This is a genomic window from Eubacterium sp. F2 (genome assembly GCF_046244355.1).
Taxonomy (GTDB): domain Bacteria; phylum Bacillota; class Clostridia; order Peptostreptococcales; family Anaerovoracaceae; genus Aminicella.
In genome coordinates this window covers 1,738,347-1,761,094 of the sequence record NZ_CP176393.1, presented here as the reverse complement: position 1 = coordinate 1,761,094, position 22,748 = coordinate 1,738,347, and the positions used below count along the sequence as shown (strand labels likewise).

The window sequence follows — 22,748 nt, the reverse complement described above, 5'->3', positions numbered from 1 at the left end:
ACGCCGCACCGGCATGATCATCTGACTGCGGCGCGGCGTCCCATCATATTCGATAATTTTCTATTATCCGAGCTGTTCGCTGACGACCTCCTCTTCCGGCAGCTTCTTCTTCAGAAGGGAGAGGATCAGCATCGCGACGATGGATCCAGCCGCAAGAGCGAGGACGTACATTCCCGGATGACCGATGACGGCAACCACCCAGAGGCCTCCGTGCGGAGCCGGACTCTGGCAGCGGAAGGCTGCGGACAGGCCGCCTGCTAAAGCGGAGCCGATAATGCAGGAAGGAAGCACTCTTCCCGGGTCAGCAGCCGCATACGGAATCGCACCTTCTGTGATAAAGGAAAGTCCCATGATGTAGTTGACGACGCCTGCCTGACGGTCAGCCCTGGTCCAGCGGTTCTTAAAGAAGGTGGTGGAAAGCGCGATGGCAAGCGGCGGAACCATGCCTCCGATCATGACAGAAGCCATGATAATCTTTACGGTGACGGTTCCCTCCGCAAGGGCGGCAGTACCGAAAACGTAGGCCGCCTTGTTAATCGGGCCTCCCATATCGACCGCCATCATGGCCGCGACGATAGCGCCGAGAATCACCAGATTAGAGGTTCCCATGCCATTCAGAACGCGGGAGATCCAGGTGTTCAGTCCGGCCATTGCCGGGTTGATCAGGAGCATGACGATACCGATCAGGAAGATGCCGATAAGCGGATATAATAAAACCGGTTTTATTCCCTCTAATGAATCCGGCAGTTTGTCACAGATCTTTTCCAGGCCGAGGACGAGATAGCCGCCGATGAAGCCAGCCAGAAGAGCACCGATGAATCCGGCACTGACTGCCGTCGGTGCCTGGCTCAGGGTTCCCTTTGAATAGGAGGACAGCTGGGCAAGATAATGGAAGGTATATCCCTGCTGGGCAAGGAATCCTCCGACAAAGCCGACCGCAAGACCCGGACGGTCTGCAATACTCATCGCAATGAAACCGGCGAGGACCGGAAGCATGAAGTTCATGGAAACTCCGCCGACGGTCTTGAAGAAGGCTGCGGCGGTGCTGCCCATGCCGTAATAGGAGGTTCCGATAGATCCCTGGTCGATCAGGAATGCGATCGCGGTCAGGATACCTCCGCCGACGACAAACGGAAGCATGTGGGAAACTCCGTTCATCAGATGCTTGTAAATGACATGCCAGGCGGAATCTTTCTGCTGGCCGGAAGACGCTGCTGCAGACTGCGCTGCATCTCCTTCCAGTACCGGTGCCTTTTCATCGAGAATCGTCTGAATCAGCTCTTCCGGCTTGTTGATGCCGTCGGAAACCGGTGTCTGCAGGACCTGCTTTCCGCCAAAACGGTCAAGCGCAACTTTCTTGTCTGCCGCGATGATAATACCTTTTGCATGGGCGATTTCCTCTGCGGTCAGAACATTCTTCGCTCCGACAGATCCCTGGGTCTCTGCCTTCAGCTTCAGTCCCATCGCTGCGGCTTTTTTCTCCAGTGCCTCGGCAGCCATGTAGGTATGCGCGATTCCTGTCGGGCATGCAGTTACTGCGAGAATATCCGGATATTCTGATTTCACCGGATTCTGATTTTCCGCTTCCTTCTCTTCTTCATCAGCAAGCTTCTCCTTTTCAGCCTTGTCGATGATATCCAGAAATTCATCTTTTGTTTTCGCTGCTCTGAGTGCATCGGTAAAATCATCATCCATCAGAAGCGTGGATAGTCTTGAAAGAACTTCCAGATGAACATTGTCTTTCGTATTCGGTGCTGCAATAAGAAAGATCAGGTCGGACGGTTCTTCATCCGGAGCATCGTAGTCGACACCATCCGGAAGAGTCATTGCTGCAAGTCCCGGCGCAGAAACAGCATCGGTTTTTGCATGCGGAATGGCGATTCCCTCTCCGATTGCTGTTGTACTTTCCTCTTCACGTGCCTCTACAGCCTTCTTATACTTTTCCGGGTCATTGATGTTTCCCTCATTGACCATCAAGTCAACCATCTGGTTGATTGCGTCCTGCTTATTTTCTGCAGACCCGCCGATCCTGATGCCCTCTTTTTTCAGGAGCTCTGTGATTTTCATTCTGCTGTTCCTCCATGCTGCTACAATGTTTCTGCTAATGACCGTATATCGTCTCCGGATGCAAGTCCGTCAGAAAACGCTGTAGCGCTGCCGGCGGCCAATCCAAGATGAAACGCTTCTTTATAATTTCTGTTTTTCAGGTATCCTGCCAGAAATCCGGCAACCATAGAGTCTCCGGCTCCGACGGAATTACGCACGGTTCCCTTCGGTGCATCGCTCTGATAGATTTCTCCATCTGCCGCGGCAAGCACCGCACCCTCACCGGCCATGGAAACAAGAACATTCTGCGCTCCTATGATCTGCATCTTCTTTGCGTATGGAATGACGTCCCCCCTGTTTTTCAGCTCAACACCGAAAATCTCACCGAGTTCGTGATGATTCGGCTTGACCAGGAATGGATGGTAGGAAAGCACATTTGTGAGAAGTTCTCCGGTTGCATCGACTGCTGCCGGGATGGACTTTCCGTCCAGACGCTTCAGGATCTGCTCGTAAATGTCATCCGGCAGACTTCCCGGAATACTTCCGGAGATGACCAGAAAATCATTTTCTGTCAGCGAATCCAGTCTGTCGAACAGTTCTTCAATTCTGTCCTGCGGAATCTCCGGTCCCTGACCATTCATATCCGTTTCGCTGCCTGGCGTTTTCAGCTTGACATTAATTCTGGAATTTCCCGATGGAAGCCGGATAAAATCGCTTCTGACACCAGTTTCCTGAAGCTGTCTGTGGATTTCATCCCCTGTAAATCCTGCGGCAAACCCCAGCGCCGTACTCTCACATCCCAACTCCTGAAGAACGATGGACACATTGATTCCTTTTCCGCCCGGATAAATCTGTTCAAAGGACATCCGGTTTACTTCCCCCGGTTTAAAGTCATCAATGTGAATCAGATAATCCAGGGACGGATTGAATGTTACCGTATAAATCATTACTTTTTCCCTTTCTGGTACTGCCGCACCTGCCTGATATTACTGAACTTACGGTACTTTTCCTCAGGAATATTTTCCGTCAGTACAACCGCATCCTGAAACGAAGCAAAAGTGACAGGGGAAACCCTGCTGAATTTACTGGAATCGCAGAGGACGTACCTGCTGCTGCAGCGGTGAAGCGCCTCCCTCTTCAAAGCGGCTTCCGTAACATCCGGCGTAGAAAAGCCATGTTTCTCATCAACCGCATTGGATCCAAAAAATCCAATCGTAAAATTGTATTTTGAAATACTGCTGAGGGCTTCGCTGCCGACGATCGCCTGGGTGAGATTTTTGATTTCCCCCCCGATGAGGATGGTCCGGAATCCTTTCTCCGAAAGCAGCTGCGCATGACGGATGGAATTCGTCACATACACAGCCTTTTCCTGCTCTGCCGCCTCCGCCAGCAGAAGGGTTGAGGTACCCGCATCGACATAGACAAAATCATCCGGCCGGATCAGCGCAGCCGCATAAGAGGCAATTTCCTTCTTTTCCTCATAATGCAGCGTCGTTTTCTCTCCCATAGATAAATCCCTTGGAGATATCGCGCCTTCCAGCACCGTAGCGCCCCCGTAAATTTTCCGCAGAAGTCCTGCTTCATCCAGCTGAGTCAGATCTCTTCTGACGGTCGATTCAGAAATTCCGAATTCATCCGTCAGTTCCTGCACTGTTACTGTCGTATTCTTCTGCACCATATCAAGTATGGCCTGCTGTCTCATTTCTGTTAGCATACTCTAATTAAAAATTCTGAACTTGAATGTTTATGATTTATAACTTAACTATACTGGCATGCTATCATCATAATCGTTCAATGTCAATCATAATCAGTCATTTATGTTCACAAAATCATGCATTTTTTATGTATTTTCTCTGGGAACGACGGTACAGACGCGGAGCCGGCCTTTCCGGTCTCTGTATATCCCCACAGCTCCGTCCAGATCCGTCCGGTATACAGGAATCCTGCGGCGTTCAAACCGCTTCAGCACTTCCCTGCAGGGATGCCCGTAAGTATTCTTTTTCCCCACTCCGATCACAGCAATGGACGGAGACACGGCATCGATAAATTCCTCCGTGCTGGAATAGCGGCTTCCATGGTGACCGACTTTGAGCACATCGCAATGAAGGACATCTGTCCCTCTGTACATCTCGAGCATTCCCTGCTCTCCGGTCTCTCCCACATCTCCGGTAACCAGAATCGTTATTCCTCCTGCATGAACCTTGAAAACAAGCGAGTTCAGATTCTCATCCTCTTCCTCCGGATCCTGCCGCAGGGGCCAGAGAATCTCAATATAGTCATTTCCGCCGATCGGACAGCTCTGTCCTGCCCTTCCCTTAGTAATCATCGAGCGGACCGGATAGACCTCCTGCAGCTGCTGAAGTCCCAGAAAATGGTCCATATGCAGATGCGTGGCCATCGCCGCATCCAGCTCTCTGCATCCGTTTTTCAGAAGATAAGGTTTCAGCACCTGTTTCCCAATGTTTTTTTTCGGCGACCCTCCTCCGTCGAGCAGAATATCTTTCTTTCCTTTTATATGTACGCAGTCTCCCTGACCGACATCGACCAGAACGATGCTGGCCTTCCGGAAATCATCCCGGCAGAACCCCGCCGCAGCAAGACAGGGGATCAGGAGCAAAATGCCCAGTTTCAGAAGATATGTTCTTTCCCCTCTCAGCCACTGGATCTGAAAGAATTCTGAGCAGACAAAAAACACCAGCAGCCCGCCTGCAGCAAGGAGAACAGGAGAAGCGGATACCACATCGACAGAAAACCTTCCATTCTGAGAAAGCAGACGGTTCAATTCCAGCATTCCGCCGGACAGAAACTGCAGAATCCCGCTGATTCCCTGAAGCATAGCATAGCAGACAGGGTTTTCCGGCAGTCCGGATAAAATCACCACCAAAGGAATGGAAATAATCCCGGCAGGCGCAAGGATCCCAAGGAGAAACAGGACCGGGATGTTGCACAGAAGCGCTCCGAGAGCGATCTGATTGAACATGCAGGCGCAGTACGGCACGGTCCCGATCTGCACGGCAAGAGATGCCGGAACTTCAGACGGAAGCCATGCAGGGAGCTTTCTTGTCAGAAGCGGTGAAATAAAACTGATGGACGTCACCGCAAGAAAAGACATCTGAAAGGATGCCCCCAGCACCGCATAGGGGTTATGCGCGGCAATCAATGCCGCTGTAAATCCCAGCGATGTCAGCAGATCGTACCTCCTGGACAGCACATCTCCAAAGGTCATGAAAATAATCAGCAGAACCGCGCGGACGACAGAAACCGACCAGAGCGTAATGCAGCCATAAAACAGCAGGAATGCGATCAGAAGCATCTGATCATACTTTTTCTTTCTGCCCGCGGTCAATCTCCTGTACAGTCCGTAAATTACTCCGACATGAAGGCCGCTGACAGCCAGAATATGTGCCGTACCGTTACTTCTGAAATCTTCCTTCATTTCTTCCGGCATTTCTTCTGTGCAGCCGAAAAGCACTCCGGCAAGGAGCTGTTTTTCTTCATCCGGCATACTCAGACCGTTTAAGAATGTTTCCCGGATGCGGAGAATCTCTGCCTGGATTTTTTCTGTCAGGGACAGCGAAATATCTGTAACCTGCAGCTTATCGGCGAAGGCTGTATGAGAAATCCCCCGGCTTAAGAGATAAAGCCGGTAATCAAAGGTATGGGGATTTCTTCTTCCCTCCGGCTCCTCCAGAGCGGCAGAAAAGCGGATCGTCTTTCCCGTCAGCTCTGATCCGGAAGGAAGATCTTCTTTTACATATAGATAGGTACGCTGGGCAGAATACGGATTCATTCTGATTCTTATCGCTTTCTCTGATGCGGATTCCTGTAACGGGTTCTGCAGACGGCAGAGCAGGCGGCTGCTTCCTGAAGCAGTCCGGGAAACACGGATCACCTTTCCCGTCCAGACTCTCTCCACTCCGTTCAGCATCCTCCCGTCCCGGACCGCCGCGGACTGAAGCAGAAACAGAGCCGCGCCGAGAATAAAGCTGATCCATGCCGCTTTTTTCAGGGCACTGGAAAACAGCCTCTGTCTGTCATCGGAAAAACAGAGTACTGCCGTCAGAACGGCAGCGCAAAACAGGCAGAAGACCAGATGAAGATACGCCGTAATCATCCCGGCCATAAATATAAAACAAATCACTGATAGCTTTCTTCTCATTGCTCAACCTCTGAGAAAGCCGTCAGCATCATGAACACATGTTCATTATATCTTTTTTATGTACGAAATACAAGTGCAATCCACCTTGAAAATAATCTTTTGTCATCCGGAAATCTGTTGAAAATTCAATATATTACCTGACACCACCGCATTTCCTCCGCGTCCTGGATGAAAAACACACGTTCTTAATTTTCCAGTAATCGTTTCACATGACTTCTCCCTTGTGTTATAATATATCGAAGTTAACTTTTGTCGAGAAGATTGAAATCTTAAGTAAAGGCGGTACTTTATGAGAAGCGATAAATATAATCGTGCACAAGGTCAGCCTGCAGGCACCGCCTCCGCCCGGAAGGGAAAATTTCTCCTTCCGTGGCAGAGGAAACATAAGATCCTCGATACGATCCTATGGGCCATCCTGCTGCTGATTCTGGCGGTATTTGTTTATGCGGCAGCATGTATCATCACAGCGCCGAAAATCGATGTCACGCCAGGTAACTTAAAAAGCACACTCTCCCGAACGACAGTCGTCTATGACGCAAATGGCAAGAAAGCCGGCAGTGTCTACTCCGGTGAAAACCGTATCTGGCTCTCCTATAAGGATATGCCGAAGAATCTGGTCAATGCCTACGTTGCGCTGGAAGACAAGACCTTCTGGACGCATCATGGATTCAACGTTACGCGAATCTTCGGTGCGATCAAAGAATCCATTACATCCGGCGGCGACATCAGCGGAACTAGTACGATCACCCAGCAGCTTGCCCGTAATGTTTATCTGAAAAAGAGCATGAGCAAGCGCTCCATGAAGCGTAAAATCGTCGAGGCATGGTACACCGTTCAGCTGGAACACAATCTGACGAAAAAGCAGATCATGGAAGCTTACCTGAATACCATCTATCTCGGCTTCAACTCCAATGGCGTCGAAGCCGCATCGGAAGCATATTTCGGGAAAAGCGTGTCCAAACTGAATGTCGCACAGTGCGCGCTGCTGGCTTCTCTGCCGCAGTGGCCGACTCATTACGCGCCGGTGCAGCTGGTTTCCAACAGTTCTGTAACGACAGGCTCCACCAACATTCTGCACAGAAGCAGTGATGGTACCTACATTATGAATGACGCGGGAAAGAACCGCCGTCTCACCTGTCTGAAACTGATGTATAAGCAGGGCTACATTACCAAAGCCACATACAAGAAATATACGGCCATTCCACTGAAGAAACTGCTTAATCCACGATACAGCAGCAGCACAAGCACCAACAATTCCTATTTCACGGACTATGTTGTATCCCGGGTCATCAGCGATCTGCAGAAAAAGGACGGACTCACCTATTCAGAAGCCTACAACAAGGTTTATCAGGGCGGACTAAAGATTTACTCCACGATGGACCGCAAGGCGCAGAATGTTATCGAAAAAGAGTTTAAGAACGACTCCAACTTCCCTACGCCTAAGAATATCAGCTATGATTCATCCAATAATATCGTTAATAAATACGGATCCATCATCATGTACAGCTACAGCAACTTCTTCGACGTCTCCGGAAATTTCACATTCCCGAAGAATGAGGCGAAGAAGAACAGCGACGGCTCGATAACCATTTACAAGGGAAAGAGAATCCGAATTTATAAAACCGTTTCCAACGGCAAGACCGATTACAGCGTTGAATTCCCGACGATGTACACCACGGTAAATGGATCGCTTTACTCCATCCCGGGTGGATACATCAACATTCCACAGGGCAAAAAGAAACTGGACGGCGACGGAAACCTGGTTGTCTCCGCATCCTTTGTAAAGAGCGCAACGGGCAGGGCAATGTTCAAGACATCTTCCGACGGCTCCATCGTCCTGACCAGCAGCGGCTACACGCTGAACCAGAAGGTAATTCAGCCTCAGGCTGCGATGACCATCGTAGATAATAAGACCGGTCAGATCAAGGCCATGGTCGGAGGAAGAAAGCAGACAGGAACCCAGCTCTATAACCGTGCAGTAAAGACACGGCAGCCGGGATCCTCCATCAAGCCTCTGGCTGTTTACGGCGCTGCCCTTCAGCAGAGCTATGAAGAACATAAGGAAGGTAAAACCCATAACTTTGTCAACTACGGTATTGACAGCCAGGGCACAGCCGGATGGGGAAATTACATTACCGCAGGTTCTGAAGTTATCGATGAAAAAACAACGGTAAACGGACAGGCCTGGCCGACAAACGCTGAAGGTACATACAGCGGCGTGCAGACCTTCCGCACAGCGCTGCAGAAATCCATCAATACCTGCGCGGTAAAGATCTTCCTGCAGGTCGGAGCCAAATACTCCTATAACATGGTCAAGAAATTCGGTATCACATCGCTTGTCGGATCTGGGTCTACAAACGACAGAAATGCTGCGGCTCTTGCCCTCGGCGGAATGACAAACGGTGTTTCCACACTGGAAATGGCCAATGCCTATACGACCTTTGCAAACAACGGTGTCAGATCCACGAAATCCATCTGTTACACAAAGGTCGTTGACAATGGAAAGAAGATCCTCTCCTCTTCCAACGTAAAGAAGAAGAGAGTTCTGGATTCCGGTGTAGCATGGATCATGAAGAGCTGCCTCCAGGGCGTTGTTACTGGGGGAACTGGTCAGAAGGCCGCAATTTCAGGTGTGAGTGTCGGTGGTAAAACCGGTACAACCAGTGATGAGTACGATATCTGGTTTGACGGATTCACCCCTTCCTACTCTGCTTCCCTGTGGATCGGAAACGACTCCAACATCCAGCTGAGCAGCAAGAGTGATTACGCCGCTGCGCTCTGGTCCAGAATCATGAGCCAGATTCCAAATGCACTGAAGGGATCTTATCCGGGCATGCCGTCTGACGTTACTCAGGTTGGCAGTGAATATTACACTACGGGAACTTATGGCGGAGCCGGCGGAGTTTCTGCACCGGCAGGCACAACGAATTCCGGTACGACAGGCACACAGAACGGAAGCACGGTTACGGATAACAGCCAGAACACAACGGATCAGACGACCGGCGGAGAAACCGGTACAGACCAGAATCAGCAGAACAGCCAGGACGGAACCACAACCGATAACAGCGGAACAACAACGGATAATAACAACAGCAGCAGTTCGCAACAGAATAATTCCGGTACAGCCGGCGGAAATTCCAGTTCATCTGCGACAAATGGCACAAGCAGCAGCAGTAATTCTTCCAGCAGTGGAGGAACTACCAAATCCAGCCGCCAGGCGGCAGCCGGAAGCGGCAGCGGATCTGGAAATCATTAACCTGCAGCCGTACAGGCATAAAAAAGTGGGAGACCTTCAAGTCCCCCACTTTTTTCATGCCTCCATTCCGGACAGCATGCATATTTTACAATCTGTTTTTTCTCGTCTCTGTATTCCGCTCTTCAGCCCTCGCAGAACCCGCAAAATGTGCCCTGTTATGCGCCGAACTGCAGGCTCTGTATCAATTTTACCTTTCTGCTTCTGCTGCAGCCTTCAGCTCTTTTACACGGCCGCCAAGGCTGTCTGCCTTAAAAACAGCCGATCCGGCTACGAAGATATCCACGCCGGAGGCAGAAACATCGGAAATCGTGTTCAGATTAACCCCTCCATCGATTTCCAGTGTCCATTTATATCCTTCTTTCTCACGGAGATCCGCAAGCTTTCTGATCTTTCTCAGCGTAGAAGGAATCAGGCTCTGGCCGCCGAATCCCGGGTTGACGGACATAATCAGAATCATATCAGCTTCATCCAGCACCTCGTCCAGAAGGCAGACCGGAGAACCCGGATTCAGCGCCACACCCGCCTTGACACCGCAGCTGTGCAGATGCTGAATGGTGCGGTTGAGGTGCGGACATGCTTCCTGATGAACGGTAATATATTCTGTCCGGTCCGTTACGAAATCTTCCAGGTATTTATCCGGATCTTCAATCATCAGATGTACATCATAAGGCGCACTCTCAATTCCGTTCAGGCTTTTCATTACACTGGCTCCAAAACTGATATTCGGAACGAAATGTCCGTCCATAACATCGACATGGATATAGTCAGCTCCAGCACGGCTGATTTCTTCAATCTGCTCTCCCAGTCTGGCAAAATCTGCAGACAGCATCGATGGTGCAATTTTAATCATTTCTGTATCCTCCTATTTTCTCTTCCAGTCCTGCGCTTTTTCCTGCAGCTCCTGGAATCCGTGTACATATGACTGATACCGTTCCTCCGAGATTTCTCCTCGTTCCACCGCATCCCGGACTGCGCAGCCCGGCTCTTTCAGATGCCGGCAGTTGTCAAACCGGCAGTGACCAATAAATGGTAACATCTCCGGGTAATAGCGGTCAAGTTCTTCCGGCTCTACTCCGGAAAGATCGAATGATGTAAATCCCGGCGTATCATAAATCAGCCCTCCCGGCGGGTACTGGAAAATCTCAACGTGACGCGTCGTGTGGCGTCCCCTTCTGGTTTTTTGACTGACGCTCTTGGTCTCCATATCCGCCTCCGGCACCAGAATATTAATCAGGGAAGATTTTCCGACACCAGACGGACCGGCAAAAGCGGTATGTCTTCCGATCAGCTCTTTTTTCAGGGCATCGATTCCCTCTCCTGTTTTGGCGCTGACGCAGAAAAACGGATACAGATCCTTATAGCGGCCGGCGATTTCTTCCCTCTTGTCCGGGGAAAGCAGATCGCATTTATTCATGCACAGAATCGGATGTGCATCGTTAGAATCCGCTGTGATTAAGAACTTATCGATGATTTCAAAAATCGGTTTTGGCTTTTTTGCGGCAAAAACAATAACCACCGTGTCGACATTGGCAACCGGTGGTCTTGCAAACGCATTGCGGCGCGGCAGGATCTCCTGGATCATGCCGTCGCCGTCACTATCTTCTTTACTGATGATGATTTCCACTTCATCACCAACCATCGGCGTGATTCCGGTCTTCCGGAACAGACCGCGTCCTCTGGTCTGGACGAGGCCCTGTTCCGTCTGAACATAGTAGAATCCGCCGATTCCTTTAATAATGCGTCCTTTCATACAGGCTTCTGAAAACTCCTCTCTTTCATCTCTTCACAGTGAATTGCATAACCGCCTACTTGGATGCAGATGCAGAAGAAGACGTTGATGCGCTTCTTGCTGCAGCGGATCCGGAAGCCGCTGTGCCGGAAGAATGTCCTGCTGAACGGCTCGCATTGCTGTCTGTGCTGTCCGTTGTTCCACCGCTGGAATTACTGCCGCTGTTACTGCTGTTATTACTCTCACTGTTATTATTGCTGCTGTTGTTATTGCTGTTATTACTGCTGTTATTGTTCGTGTTATTATTATCGTTTGTGTTGTTATTCTCACTGGAGGAAGCCTTGCTTACCGTAATGGTGACGGTTGACCCCTTCTTGGCCTTGGATCCGGCGCCGACAGACTGTGAAATAACCTGTCCACTGGTCGTAAGGTTGCTTTCCTCATAGGTAACAGAAACATTGAATCCTGCAGCAGCCAGTTTTGACCTTGCTTCGGATACAGACATCCCGGTTACGGAAGGAACTTCCACCGTATCGGAATTCTCATGAGAATCCTTGCTCTTGTCTTTCTCTGCGCCCTTGCTGACAACCAGATCGATGTCGGTTCCGCTGGATGCCTTGCTTCCGCCGGACGGCGTCTGGCTCATGATCTCACCCTTGTCGTAAGAATCACTGTAAGCATAGGTTACATCACCCAGATTGAATCCGGCAGCCTCAATGATATCCTTAGTGCTGCTGTCGTAGGTCTGTCCGACCAGATCCGGTACTTCTCCGTTGGAATCCCCCTTGCTGAGGCGGACGGTGACCGTCGATCCCTTCTGAACCTTCTCTCCTGACGTCGGATCCTGCGCGGCAACCTTTCCCTTATCGATCGAGTCACTAGCGATGGCTGAGCCTTTCTTTATCTTCAGGCCGTGTCCGGAAAGTGTCGACTTCGCTTCCGAATAACTCATATCCGTGACATCCGGAACCGTTACCTTTCCGCCGCTTCCCAGAAGTTTCGGAACGGCAAATACTCCAATGACCGCAAGGAGAGCAATCAGTACTGCGGCCGCAATGGCGCGTCTGGCCTTCGGTGAAAGACCTTGCTTTGTATTTTTTGCCGCATAAGGTGTACGTTCCTGCGCCTCCTGCTGGCGCTCTGGCTGAGGTCTCCGCTCCTCCTGCTGGTTCGCAAACGCATTCCGGCCCATGACATTGCTGACGTATTCAATGCTGTCAAGATCTTTCAGCATCTCGTCTGCACTCGCATAGCGGTTGGTCTGGAACTTGTTGGTCGCTTTCATTACGACTTTCTCAAGCTGCGGAGGAATCCCGGGAACCAGTTCTGAAGGCGGTGTGATGTCATCATTGATGTGCATCAGCGCAACCTGTACCGGGCTGTCTCCGTCAAACGGAACGCGGCCGGTCAGCATCTCGTACATGACGATTCCCAGAGAGTAGATGTCTGAGCGCTCGTCAACATACGCTCCTCTGGCCTGTTCCGGAGAAATATAGTGGACCGATCCGATGATCTTACTCGTTTCCTCCATCGTTGAATCGCTCAGCGCTTTAGCAATTCCGAAATCGCCGAGTTTGGCCATTCCGTCTGTGGTCATCATAATGTTATGCGGCTTGATGTCGCGGTGGATGATGTTATGCTTATGCGCTACGCTCAGCGCGGAGGCTACCTGTTTGGTTATTCGCACGACCTCCCGGTAATCCATCGGCGCCTCTTCTTTTATGATTTCGCTTAAGGATTTTCCTTCGATCAGCTCCATGACGATGAAGTGAATATTTCCTTCACGGCCTACATCATAGACACTGATGATGTTCGGATGCTGCAGACCGGCCGCTGCCTGCGACTCTGCCCGGAAACTGTCTACGAACTGTGCATCCTTGGTACACTCCGGACGCAGAATTTTCACGGCTACAAAACGGTTCAGCAGGCGGTCCTTTGCCTTATATACAACAGCCATTCCGCCTTCTCCGATTTTTTCTACCAGTTCATACCGGCCGACTAGTAATTTACTCATCCAGGTCTCCCTCCGTTATTTTTATGCAAATAACTGTGATATTATCGTGCCCGCCCTTGTCATTGGCCTGCTGCACCAGATGATCACAGGTTTCCTTCATTGAATGGTTACGATCCAGCTCTTTTCTGATTCCGTCACTGCCGATCTCTCCGTGGAGTCCGTCTGTTGTCAGGACGATAATGTCTCCCGGCTGAATATCAGCCTGATAATAATCGGCGCGGACTTTTTCTTCTGCGCCGATGGCACGCATGATGACGTGTCTTTTCTCATGTACGGCTGCCTCGCTTGCAGTAATGACGCCGGCCTTCAGGAGCTGGTTGACATAGGTATGGTCAACCGAAATCTGTTTCAAATCTCCCTTCCGATACAGGTAGACTCTGCTGTCGCCGATATTCATGGCGTACAGGGTTTTCCCCGATATATAGGCCAGGGCAATAGTTGTTGCCATTCCTCTGGTCTCCGGCCGTTCATTCATCAGATTCAGTATCTCTTCATTTGCCCGGTCAAAGCATGCGCTGAAATAGCGCTTTATCTCTGACATGGTATCGACGCCCTTCATTTCATGCGTCTGGATGAATCTGGCAATTTCCTGTATCGCCGCCTTGCTGGCGATTTCTCCGGCATTGCTGCCCCCAACTCCGTCGGCGACCATGTAGACCCTGTAAACCGGCATCAGCCCGCAGGCGTCTTCATTATGGTCTCTCTTCATCCCCTGATCCGTCTTGGATGCAACTTCCATACTTATTTACTCATCCTCCTCATTATGCAGAAATAAAAGCCATCTGTTCCATCAAGACCGGGTAAGAGCTGACGTTCTGCTTCTTTCTGAAATTTACCTTCCTGCTGTCTGAGAAACGCTTCCACATTCTCCTCATTTTCGATGCGGTTGATGGTACAGGTACTGTACATGATTCTTCCGCCCGGCTTGACAAGTTCTGATGAACGCTGCAGGATGGCAAGCTGTTTTTCTGCCAGTGCCTTCGCGTCATCATCCAGCTTTCTGTAACGGATTTCCGGCTTTCTTCTGAGCACACCCAGTCCGCTGCAGGGAACATCGCAGATCACGGCGTCCGCCGTTTCTGCCAGGGCTCCCGCAGAAGTAAGCGCATCACGCTTTTCCGCCTTGATGCACTGAGTTCCCAGCTTTTCCGCCTGCTTACAAATCAGAGAAAGCTTATGCTCGTAGTAATCAAATGTCCGCACACATCCCTGATTCTTCATCAGGATGGCCGCTGCCATTGATTTTCCTCCCGGCGCGCCGCAGACATCCATCACGGTTTCTCCAGCTTCAGGTGCAAGGGATGAAACAGCTGCCGCAGACGCGGGATCCTGCACATAGAATAATCCGCTTCTGAATTCTTCTGTGTCCATCAGGCCGCTGCCTTTTACGGCAAACACAGGAAGAGCGTCCGACAGTCCCTCAATCTCCAGCTGATCAACAGAAAATCCCTGCTTCAGCAGTGCATGTTTCAGACTTTCGCGATCGGTCTTCAAGGTGTTGACCACAATACAGAGAGGCGGCGTTTCCGACATTTCCCGTAAAATGCTTTCTGCTTCTTTCTCCCCTCGCTGGCGGATCAGAAGCCGCACAATCCACGGATCAGCAGAATAACGCGCAGACATCCGGACAGCCGGGTCTTTTTCTGATTCCGGCTGTTTCAGACTGTCCTTCCGTCTGATCAGATTCCTCAGAACCGCATTGATAAATCCCTTCTGCGGGCGGCATACAGCAGATGCCATTTCCGCGCAGCTGTTTACTGCTGCATAATCCGGAACCGAATCCATAAACAGAATCTGATAGGCACCCATGTGCAGCAGCACACTCACCTGCGGCTTCATCTTATTATATCCGCGGGCAACCAGCTGTTTCAGAAGATAATCCAGATACAGCCAGTGCTGTTCTGAACCGTAAACTATCTCCCGCACAAAGGCCGGCGCATCTGCCCTGCACCGCTCAATCTGCCGCGAAACCTCGATATTCGAATATGCCTGGTCTTTCACGACCCGCATGAGCGTCTGATATGCTGCTTTCCGGTTTTTATCCATGCTCTCTCCTGTTTCATTTATCCCTATTTACCTATTATAACAGAAAACTGGCCGGTCTTTTGTATTTTGACCGGCCAGATCTTAAATTTTATCAATTTTTATTTTTCCTTCACAGAAATTAAGATTCCTGAACCTGTGAAAGACGGAAAAAACAGCTTGTTCAGTTCTGAAGACCCATCGCCTTATTCTCCGTAATCAGATAATTGATCTCCGATGTCGCGCAGAGCGTATCCTTATCCATGTCGTAAATTCTTCCGTTCATATTGCTCATCCGGCGTCCGATATGGGTGAGCTCGATTTCCACGCGGAAGCGCTTTCCATCCATCGGTCTGAGATAAGAAGTCGCAAGACTCGTCGTTGTGACGAAGTGCTGGCCGACAACCAGGCTCATCAGGCCGCCCGCATAATCGAAAATCGACGCAATCGTCCCGCCGTGCACACCGTCATAGGGATTCAGACACCATTCCTCCGGCTCGAACAGAAAGGACGCGCTCTTCTTCTCGACACTGCAGTCCAGAAGCTTCAGATCCAGCATGGAATTCAGCCTGTTCGGCTTGATCACCTTGTTGATATTGATCGCTTTCGTAATCGCCTTTGCAAACTCATCATTTGTCATACTGCTCATACCAAACCTCCATGCAGGCTATTTTTCAAGTTCCCTGTTAAACGTCTCTCCCAGCTGAACCGAATGGCCTCTCAGGAAATCAGCCGCCTTCACGCGCTTTTTCCCCGGCATCTGAAGCTCCGTAACACGCAGAATCTTTCCGCCGCAGGCAATGTCAATTCCCTTTTCCGATGCCTGAAGCAGCGTGCCGTTTTTCTCAGCAGAAGCCTTATCCAGAGCTTCCGCGGCCCAGAGTTTGATTCTGTCCTTTCCCTTCTGACAAAAAACACCCGGCCAGGGGTCAAAGGCGCGGATTTTCCGCTCAACTTCAACCGGATCCTGCTGAAAGCCAGTAAAGCCGTCCTGTTTCCTGATCATCCCGCATTTTGTCGCTTCTTCTTCCTTCTGCGGGGTATAAACCGCCGTGCCGTCTTCAATGGAAGGCAGGGTCTTTACCAGAAGTTCTGCACCCATCTGCGAAAGCTCGTCAAACAGCTGCTCAAAATTCTTATGATCCACCGGAGTTTCTGCCCTGGAGATCATATCGCCGTCATCAAGTCCCGGCCCCATCTTCATTATCGTCACGCCGGTCTTCTCCATACCCTGAAGAATCGCGTGCTGCACCGGGGAAGCACCCCTGAGCTTCGGAAGAAGTGAGCCGTGGACGTTGAAGCATCCCAGACGCGGGATATCGAGAACATCCTGCTTCAGAATCTGTCCGTAGGCAACAACGATCAGTGCGTCCGGCCCATACTCCCGGATCTTTTCCTTAACCTCTTCATCGTTTTTCAGCTTTTCCGGCTGCAGAACCGGGATATCCAGTTCCAGCGCTGCCTCTTTTACCGGCGAAAAGGTTACTTTTCCGCGGTTTCTCTTCCGGTCCGGCTGCGTCACCGCATATCCGATTTCATGGCCGGCCTTTTTCAGCGCATGAAGTACAGGAACCGCAAAATCCGGTGTTCCCATAAATACGATCTTCATTACTGATCCTGCTCCTCTTCTGCTCTTCTTTCTGCTTCTTCCTCAACGGTATGGATCTCTTCCGCCTTATCGGTGAACATGATGCCGTCCAGGTGGTCATACTCATGGCACATCACATCGGCATCGAATCCTTCAAAGTCATATTCAACCGGATTCCCTGCAAAGTCCAGCGCCTTAATATGAATCTTCTCCGGGCGCTTTACCGTTCCGAAATAACCCGGAACACTCAGGCATCCTTCTGTACACTCCTGCTCACCGGACCGTTCCGTAATTTCCGGATTGATCATGTAATATACACGGCCCGGCTCCGGCTCTGCGACAAACATCCGTCTCAGAATACCGACCTGCGGACCGGCAATGCCGACACCCTCGCTCTGACGCATGGTTTCCAGCATATCGGTTAAAATCGTCTGATAGTGTTCATTGACCTGAGGGACTTCTCTGCATTTCTTACTGAGGATCGGATCTCCCTGTTTTACTACGTTTCTTAATGCCATATACAGCCATCTTCCTTTCTCTTACGATCATATATTCCTTTTTCTGTATACCCATTCTGCCTGCAAATGACCAGATGCCGCGCAAAATCAGTAAGAACTGTATGCGTTGACGTCAATCAGCATCGCGCAGTCCGTCTTCTGTTTCAGAAGACCCCGGTTGAAATAACGCAGATAATAGATATATTTATTCCTGCTTCCGCGCGGTGCCTTCACCATAATATGATAGCGGAAGCTGTCTTTTCCTTTAAAATTCATGCTGAGTTTCGGCATGAGAATTTTGTCCGAATTCGGAAGCCCGGCCCGCTCCAGGTAATTTTTACAGCGTTCGGCCGTTTCCATCGCCGTCTGTTCATTTTCTGACGTAAACGCCGCAATGATCAGATCGGTAAAGGGCGGATATTCCATAAACTTCCTGATGACGATCTCCTGTTTAAAAAAGCTCTGATAGTCATGGGATGCTGCCGCCTGCAGGGCAAAATTATCCGGCGTATAGGACTGCACGATGACCAGTCCCTGCTCACTTCCTCTTCCCGCCCGGCCGGCCACCTGTGTGACCAGCTGGAAGGTCCGCTCCGTCGACCGGTAGTCCGGGATATTCAGACTGACATCTGCCGAAATCACGCCCACCAGTCCGACATTCCGGAAGTCCAGACCCTTGGCAATCAGCTGCGTGCCGATCAGGATCTTCGTTTCTCCCTTCGAAAAACTTCTGATGATGCGGTTGATCTCGGTGCGGTTTTTCGCGGTATCCAGATCCAGCCGTTCAATCCGGGCATCGGGGAACTCCCTTGCCGCAAATTCTTCTACCTGCTCCGTTCCAACGCCAAAATACTTGATCCGGCGGCTTCCGCAGGAAGGGCATTTTTCCGGCAGCGGAAATTTTCTGCCGCAGTAGTGGCAGACCGCTGCATGTTCATGCTTATGATAGACCAGAGAGATTCCGCAGTCCGGACAGCGCAGCGCCTCTCCGCAGTCTCTGCAGGAGATAAAGGTGGAATATCCTCTACGGTTCTGAAAGAGAATCACCTGCTTTTCAGACGCCAGCGCACCCTTCATGGAGGAAAGAAGCCGCCTGCTGAAAATCCCGGTATTTCCGGACCGCAGTTCCTTTCTCATATCCACCATTTCAACCAGCGGAAGCGGTGTCCGGTTATAGCGCTTCTTCAGTTCAATCAGCGTGTATATGCCTTCTCTCGCCCGCTCATAGGAGACAACCGATGGCGTTGCGCTTCCCAGCAGAAGAACTCCCCGGCTGTACATCAGTCTTTTGACTGCGACATCAACGGTTTCATATTTTGGTGTCTGGTCCGATTTATAGGTCGATTCGTGCTCCTCATCCAGGATAATCACGCCGATATTCTCAAGCGGCGCAAAAACTCCGATTCTCGCGCCTACTGCTATGTGGGCCTCTCCATTCCGAAGGCGCATCCACTCGTCAAAACGCTCTCTTCTGGTCAGCTTGCTGTGAAGAACGGCGATCTCCTCTCTGTCGAATCTTCCCAGGAGCCGCCGGACGATCTGTTCCGTCAGCGCAATCTCCGGAACCAGAAGAATCGCAGTTTTTCCCATATCCAGCGCATGCTGGATCACCCGCATGTAAACTTCCGTCTTTCCGCTGCTGGTGACTCCGTGAAGGAGAAAAATTTCACCCTTCTCCTGGTTCATAGAGTCTTCAATTCTGCCGACGGCAGAAGCCTGTTCATCCGTCAGCGCCTTTACTTCCTGCACTTCACCTTTTGTCCTCGCGTAGGGACGCTTGGACTTACCCGGCTTCGCGGGCTTTCCCGGCGGAATGAAACAGTGCAGCGCATCATAATACTTGATTCCGTACCGCTGGCGCATCCACTGCATCGTCCGGACCATTTCCTCATTCAGACGGACCTGCGGATCCACCGAAGCGATCTCCTTGATCTTAGACGGATCGATCTCCTCAGACGGCAGGACGCCGGTCTCTGTGACCAGCGCCCTCTTCAGTCTGTTCCCTTTTCCAAACGGCACCTCCGCAAGGTCGCCGACGCGCACAGTCTCCTCTGCCGCGTAGGTAAACTCCGCATCGGTATGCCAGCTGTTCTGATCCAGGATCAGATTCACATACTGCCTGCCCATCTCTACAGCAGGTCGATTCCGTTCTCATGGCATTCTTTAACCATGTCTTCCGGCCATACGCTGACCTGAACCTCGCCGATGTGCGCCTTTCTGAGGAAGTACATGCAGAGACGGCTCTGGCCGATTCCTCCGCCGATGGAATACGGCAGCTGATTGTGCAGAACGGCCTGCTGGAACGGAAGGTCTCTCTTCTGCTCGTCGCCGGACATCTTCAGCTGACGGTCAAGCGCTGCCGCATCAACTCGGATTCCCATGGAAGAAATCTCAAAGGCTCTGTCCAGCAGATCATTCCAGAGGATGATGTCGCCGTTCAGCTCCCAGTCATCATAGTCCGGAGCTCTTCCGTCATGCGGCTCGCCGGACTTCAGCGGTCCGCCGATCTTCTCGATGAATACGGCTCTCTTTTCTTTGCAGATGGCGTCTTCTCTTTCCTTCGGGGTCTTGTCCGGGTACATGTCCTCCAGCTCCTGAGAGGTGATGAAGGTGATCTCATTCGGGATCTCATTCTGGATTCCTCTGTACAGACGGTTGACATAATCGCTCAGGTTGCGGATTGCGTTGTAAATGGTCGTAACCGTCTCATGCAGATATTCTGTTGTTCTCTCGTCACTGGTGATGACCTTTTCCCAGTCCCACTGGTCGACATAAATGGAATGCAGATTGTCTAATTCTTCATCTCTTCTGATCGCGTTCATATCCGTGTAAATGCCGTGTTCCGGCTCCACACCGTACTTTCCGAGCGCGTAGCGCTTCCACTTTGCCAGCGACTGAACGACTTCCACTTCTTTCTCGTTCATATCTTTCAGGGTGAATGATACGCGGCGCTCCACACCATTCAGTGTATCATTCAGGCCGGAATCCGGGTCAACGAAGAGCGGAGCGGAAACACGTCTCAGCTGCAGTCCGTATGCCAGTTCCTGCTGGAAATAATCCTTTACCTTCTTAATCGCACGCTGGGTCTCAACAGGATCCAGAATCGACTGATACCCTTCAGGGATAATTAACTTAGACATCTCTATTCCTCCATTTTACCGACAAAAAGCAACGCGCAAGTGGGAAACCTGATGGCTCTTCTCCCGCGTTATTCTAGTCCTTATTCAATTCACGCACAGCCTTCTCTTTTCTCTGCGCTTCCGCCTGCTTTTTCGAGTAGATGCACCCACAGTAATTCTGCCGGTACAGCCCGTACTTCTTAGACAGCCGGGTGCTGTTCAGGAAACCGTCTTTCTTTTTGAAATCCATATCCAGGAACTCCACCCCGTCTGCCTGATCGGCAAGCGCTTCCGCAATCCCGGAAATCAGCGGGTAGTTCTTATGCGGACTCACCGTAAGCGTCGTCGTAAAGAGCGGGAAACCATGCTCCTGCGCGTACTTCACCGTTCCGGAAAGTCTCTGGGTAAAACAAACCGCGCAGCGTCTTCCGCCTTCCGGCTCGTTTTCCAGTCCCCTGACCATGTGAAAATAGGAATCCCGGTCATGAAGGTAGTTTCCTTCCGCGAATGCGATCTGATTCTCAGCATCGTGCTCCGCGTTCCACTCTTTCAGGAATCTGATCTGGTTTTCCTTCCGCTTCTCATATTCTTCCGTCTCCGTGATTCCCGGATTATAAAAGAAGACCGTAATGTCGTAATCTCCCTCTTCACACAGGCGTTTCACGCAGGCTGTGCTGCAAGGGCCGCAGCAGCTGTGCAGAAGCAGTTTTTCTCTCATGCCTTTTTCACTTTCCTTTCTGTGATGATGCACCAAATTATTATAGCATACTTAAAAGGTGAAAGAAAGATTAGGCATGTTTATTACGAGCTGCACGCGGCCGGAGGAACCATATGAACAACAACATCTCCATCAAAAATACCTATTCCTCATCTTTCCTGAGGAAAATCAGCATCAGAAGAGACAATCCTGCAAGAACGCCCGGCGTCGCGCCATTCACAAATTGTTCGAACTTTCCGTGAATTACAAGGCCAAGTAAGCCAAGGCCAGAAAGAATCAGGCAGAGTACTGACAGAATGACCAGTGATTTTCTGTATTTCATAGTTCTATCCTCCATATCGCTGTCTATAAATATCCCTATAAAATTTTTATCTTCTGTAATCAGGATCTATCTAGCAGCGTAAGATAAAATCCGGACAAAATACACGTAAGCAAGAAGATTTCCTGCATTTTCTGAACCAGGCAGAAATCTGTTCTCCCCGGGATTATTCTTTCCTCCTGCCCTGATGAATGCTAAAATATTAGAATTACGATACGGAAAGGAACTATGATGACGAAATCATTAGCAGAGAATAATGTGATAATAACTGATCCGCAGGACATCTGGGATGCAGATGTCCCTGCCTATTCCGGGCTCAGAAAGACAAAAGACGCGGACGAGGCGGCGGAACGGATGAATACGATTAACTACTGGCTGAAGCAGCGCTTCCATAAGAAGATGATCAAGCTTTCTCTGGACGGCGGCTTCAGCTGCCCGAACCGTGACGGAAGCAAGGGAACAGGCGGCTGCATTTTCTGCAGCTCCACAGGAAGCGGTGAATTCGCCAGCGACATCAGCTCCCAGCTCGACCTTCTGCATAAGAAATGGCCGAAGGCCGGATATCTGGCCTATTTCCAGAACCACACGAATACCTATGCGGAACTGTCTGTTCTTCGGGAAAAATTCACGAAGGCGCTGGAAGATCCGAGAATCGAAGGTCTGGTCATCGCCACGCGTCCGGACTGCCTTCCAGAAGAAGTTCTGGACCTGCTCAGAGAAATTGCAGAGCAGCACTTTCTCTGGCTGGAGCTGGGCCTGCAGACCACAAAGCCGGAAACCGTCCGCCTGATCAACCGCTGCTATGAAAACGAAGAATACATCCAGACGATGGACCGCCTCAGAAGCCGCGGGATCCATGCCGTCACCCACCTGATTCTGGGCCTGCCGGGAGAATCCCGTGAAGACATGTTCCGCTCTCTGAACTTCGTCATCGACAATCATAGCTGGGGCATCAAGCTTCATCTCCTCAATCTGGTAAAAGGCTCCCGGCTGGCAGAGAAAATGCCGGATTATCAGCCATTTCCAGATATGGATTCCTACATTCAGCTCGTCTGCGACATGCTGGAAGAGCTTCCTCCGGAAATGGTCATTCACCGCCTGACGGCGGATGTCCCCCGTCCCCTTCTCATCGCTCCGGAATGGAGTTTCCAGAAGCGCAGCATCTTAAACGGCATCAATGCGGAGCTCAGAAAAAGAGATTCCTGGCAGGGAAAGAAGTTCAACCGGCGTTGAACGCAGCATGCGAAACCGGTATTCCAGAGCAGTTTCCTCCATAAAGGA

General features: G+C 50.7%; 18 protein-coding genes. 2 read left to right on the top strand and 16 right to left on the bottom strand.

Annotated elements, in window-relative coordinates:
- Positions 1–63: 63 nt before the first annotated feature.
- From ACI77B_RS07355 to ACI77B_RS07340, 4 genes are all read right to left on the bottom strand, one after another.
- Entirely contained in the window at positions 64–2,067 is a 2,004-nt protein-coding gene (locus ACI77B_RS07355) for a PTS fructose transporter subunit IIABC (protein ID WP_409336237.1), read from the bottom strand.
- 20 nt (positions 2,068–2,087) lie between these two features.
- A complete protein-coding gene (gene pfkB / locus ACI77B_RS07350; protein ID WP_409336236.1) occupies positions 2,088–2,993 on the bottom strand; it encodes a 1-phosphofructokinase in 906 nt (301 codons plus the stop codon).
- Entirely contained in the window at positions 2,993–3,748 is a 756-nt protein-coding gene (locus ACI77B_RS07345; protein ID WP_409336235.1) for a DeoR/GlpR family DNA-binding transcription regulator, read from the bottom strand. Before ACI77B_RS07345 ends, pfkB begins: the two co-directional genes overlap by 1 nt.
- A gap of 138 nt (positions 3,749–3,886) precedes the next feature.
- Positions 3,887–6,187 (bottom strand): DNA internalization-related competence protein ComEC/Rec2, encoded by a 2,301-nt coding sequence (locus tag ACI77B_RS07340; protein ID WP_409336234.1) that lies wholly within the window; start codon positions 6,185–6,187, stop codon positions 3,887–3,889.
- Between the two features lie 307 nt (positions 6,188–6,494).
- On the opposite strand from ACI77B_RS07340, the gene ACI77B_RS07335 reads away from it, so the two are divergent.
- Entirely contained in the window at positions 6,495–9,461 is a 2,967-nt protein-coding gene (locus ACI77B_RS07335; protein WP_409336233.1) for a transglycosylase domain-containing protein, read from the top strand.
- 187 nt (positions 9,462–9,648) lie between these two features.
- Here the strand turns inward: ACI77B_RS07335 and rpe are convergent, their stop codons facing one another.
- From rpe to ACI77B_RS07275, 12 genes are all read right to left on the bottom strand, one after another.
- On the bottom strand, positions 9,649–10,311 hold the full coding sequence (rpe, locus tag ACI77B_RS07330) for a ribulose-phosphate 3-epimerase (RefSeq protein WP_409336232.1): 663 nt from the start codon (positions 10,309–10,311) through the stop codon (positions 9,649–9,651).
- 12 nt (positions 10,312–10,323) lie between these two features.
- On the bottom strand, positions 10,324–11,211 hold the full coding sequence (gene rsgA, locus ACI77B_RS07325) for a ribosome small subunit-dependent GTPase A (protein WP_409336231.1): 888 nt from the start codon (positions 11,209–11,211) through the stop codon (positions 10,324–10,326).
- A 55-nt stretch (positions 11,212–11,266) separates the two neighbouring features.
- Entirely contained in the window at positions 11,267–13,204 is a 1,938-nt protein-coding gene (pknB, locus tag ACI77B_RS07320; RefSeq protein WP_409336230.1) for a Stk1 family PASTA domain-containing Ser/Thr kinase, read from the bottom strand.
- Positions 13,197–13,943 (bottom strand): Stp1/IreP family PP2C-type Ser/Thr phosphatase, encoded by a 747-nt coding sequence (locus tag ACI77B_RS07315; RefSeq protein ID WP_409336229.1) that lies wholly within the window; start codon positions 13,941–13,943, stop codon positions 13,197–13,199. Before ACI77B_RS07315 ends, pknB begins: the two co-directional genes overlap by 8 nt.
- Positions 13,944–13,945: 2 nt before the next feature.
- Positions 13,946–15,250: a 16S rRNA (cytosine(967)-C(5))-methyltransferase RsmB gene (rsmB, locus tag ACI77B_RS07310; RefSeq protein WP_409336228.1), complete on the bottom strand. Its 1,305-nt coding sequence runs from the start codon at positions 15,248–15,250 to the stop codon at positions 13,946–13,948.
- 160 nt (positions 15,251–15,410) lie between these two features.
- Positions 15,411–15,875 (bottom strand): PaaI family thioesterase, encoded by a 465-nt coding sequence (locus ACI77B_RS07305; RefSeq protein ID WP_409336227.1) that lies wholly within the window; start codon positions 15,873–15,875, stop codon positions 15,411–15,413.
- 18 nt (positions 15,876–15,893) lie between these two features.
- A complete protein-coding gene (fmt, locus tag ACI77B_RS07300; protein WP_409336226.1) occupies positions 15,894–16,835 on the bottom strand; it encodes a methionyl-tRNA formyltransferase in 942 nt (313 codons plus the stop codon).
- On the bottom strand, positions 16,835–17,332 hold the full coding sequence (gene def / locus ACI77B_RS07295) for a peptide deformylase (RefSeq protein WP_409336225.1): 498 nt from the start codon (positions 17,330–17,332) through the stop codon (positions 16,835–16,837). The genes fmt and def overlap by 1 nt, the downstream gene beginning before the upstream one ends.
- An 87-nt stretch (positions 17,333–17,419) precedes the next feature.
- Positions 17,420–19,423 carry a replication restart helicase PriA gene (gene priA, locus ACI77B_RS07290; RefSeq protein ID WP_409336224.1) on the bottom strand — a complete coding sequence of 668 codons (2,004 nt, stop codon included), beginning with the start codon at positions 19,421–19,423 and terminating at the stop codon, positions 17,420–17,422.
- Between the two features lie 17 nt (positions 19,424–19,440).
- A complete protein-coding gene (gene asnA, locus ACI77B_RS07285; RefSeq protein WP_409336223.1) occupies positions 19,441–20,451 on the bottom strand; it encodes an aspartate--ammonia ligase in 1,011 nt (336 codons plus the stop codon).
- A gap of 73 nt (positions 20,452–20,524) precedes the next feature.
- Entirely contained in the window at positions 20,525–21,148 is a 624-nt protein-coding gene (locus ACI77B_RS07280) for an epoxyqueuosine reductase QueH (protein ID WP_409336222.1), read from the bottom strand.
- A gap of 142 nt (positions 21,149–21,290) precedes the next feature.
- A complete protein-coding gene (locus ACI77B_RS07275) occupies positions 21,291–21,470 on the bottom strand; it encodes a hypothetical protein (RefSeq protein WP_409336221.1) in 180 nt (59 codons plus the stop codon).
- 225 nt (positions 21,471–21,695) lie between these two features.
- Between ACI77B_RS07275 and ACI77B_RS07270 the strand changes: the two genes are divergently transcribed.
- Positions 21,696–22,700 (top strand): TIGR01212 family radical SAM protein, encoded by a 1,005-nt coding sequence (locus ACI77B_RS07270; protein WP_409336220.1) that lies wholly within the window; start codon positions 21,696–21,698, stop codon positions 22,698–22,700.
- The last annotated feature ends 48 nt before the right edge of the window (positions 22,701–22,748 follow it).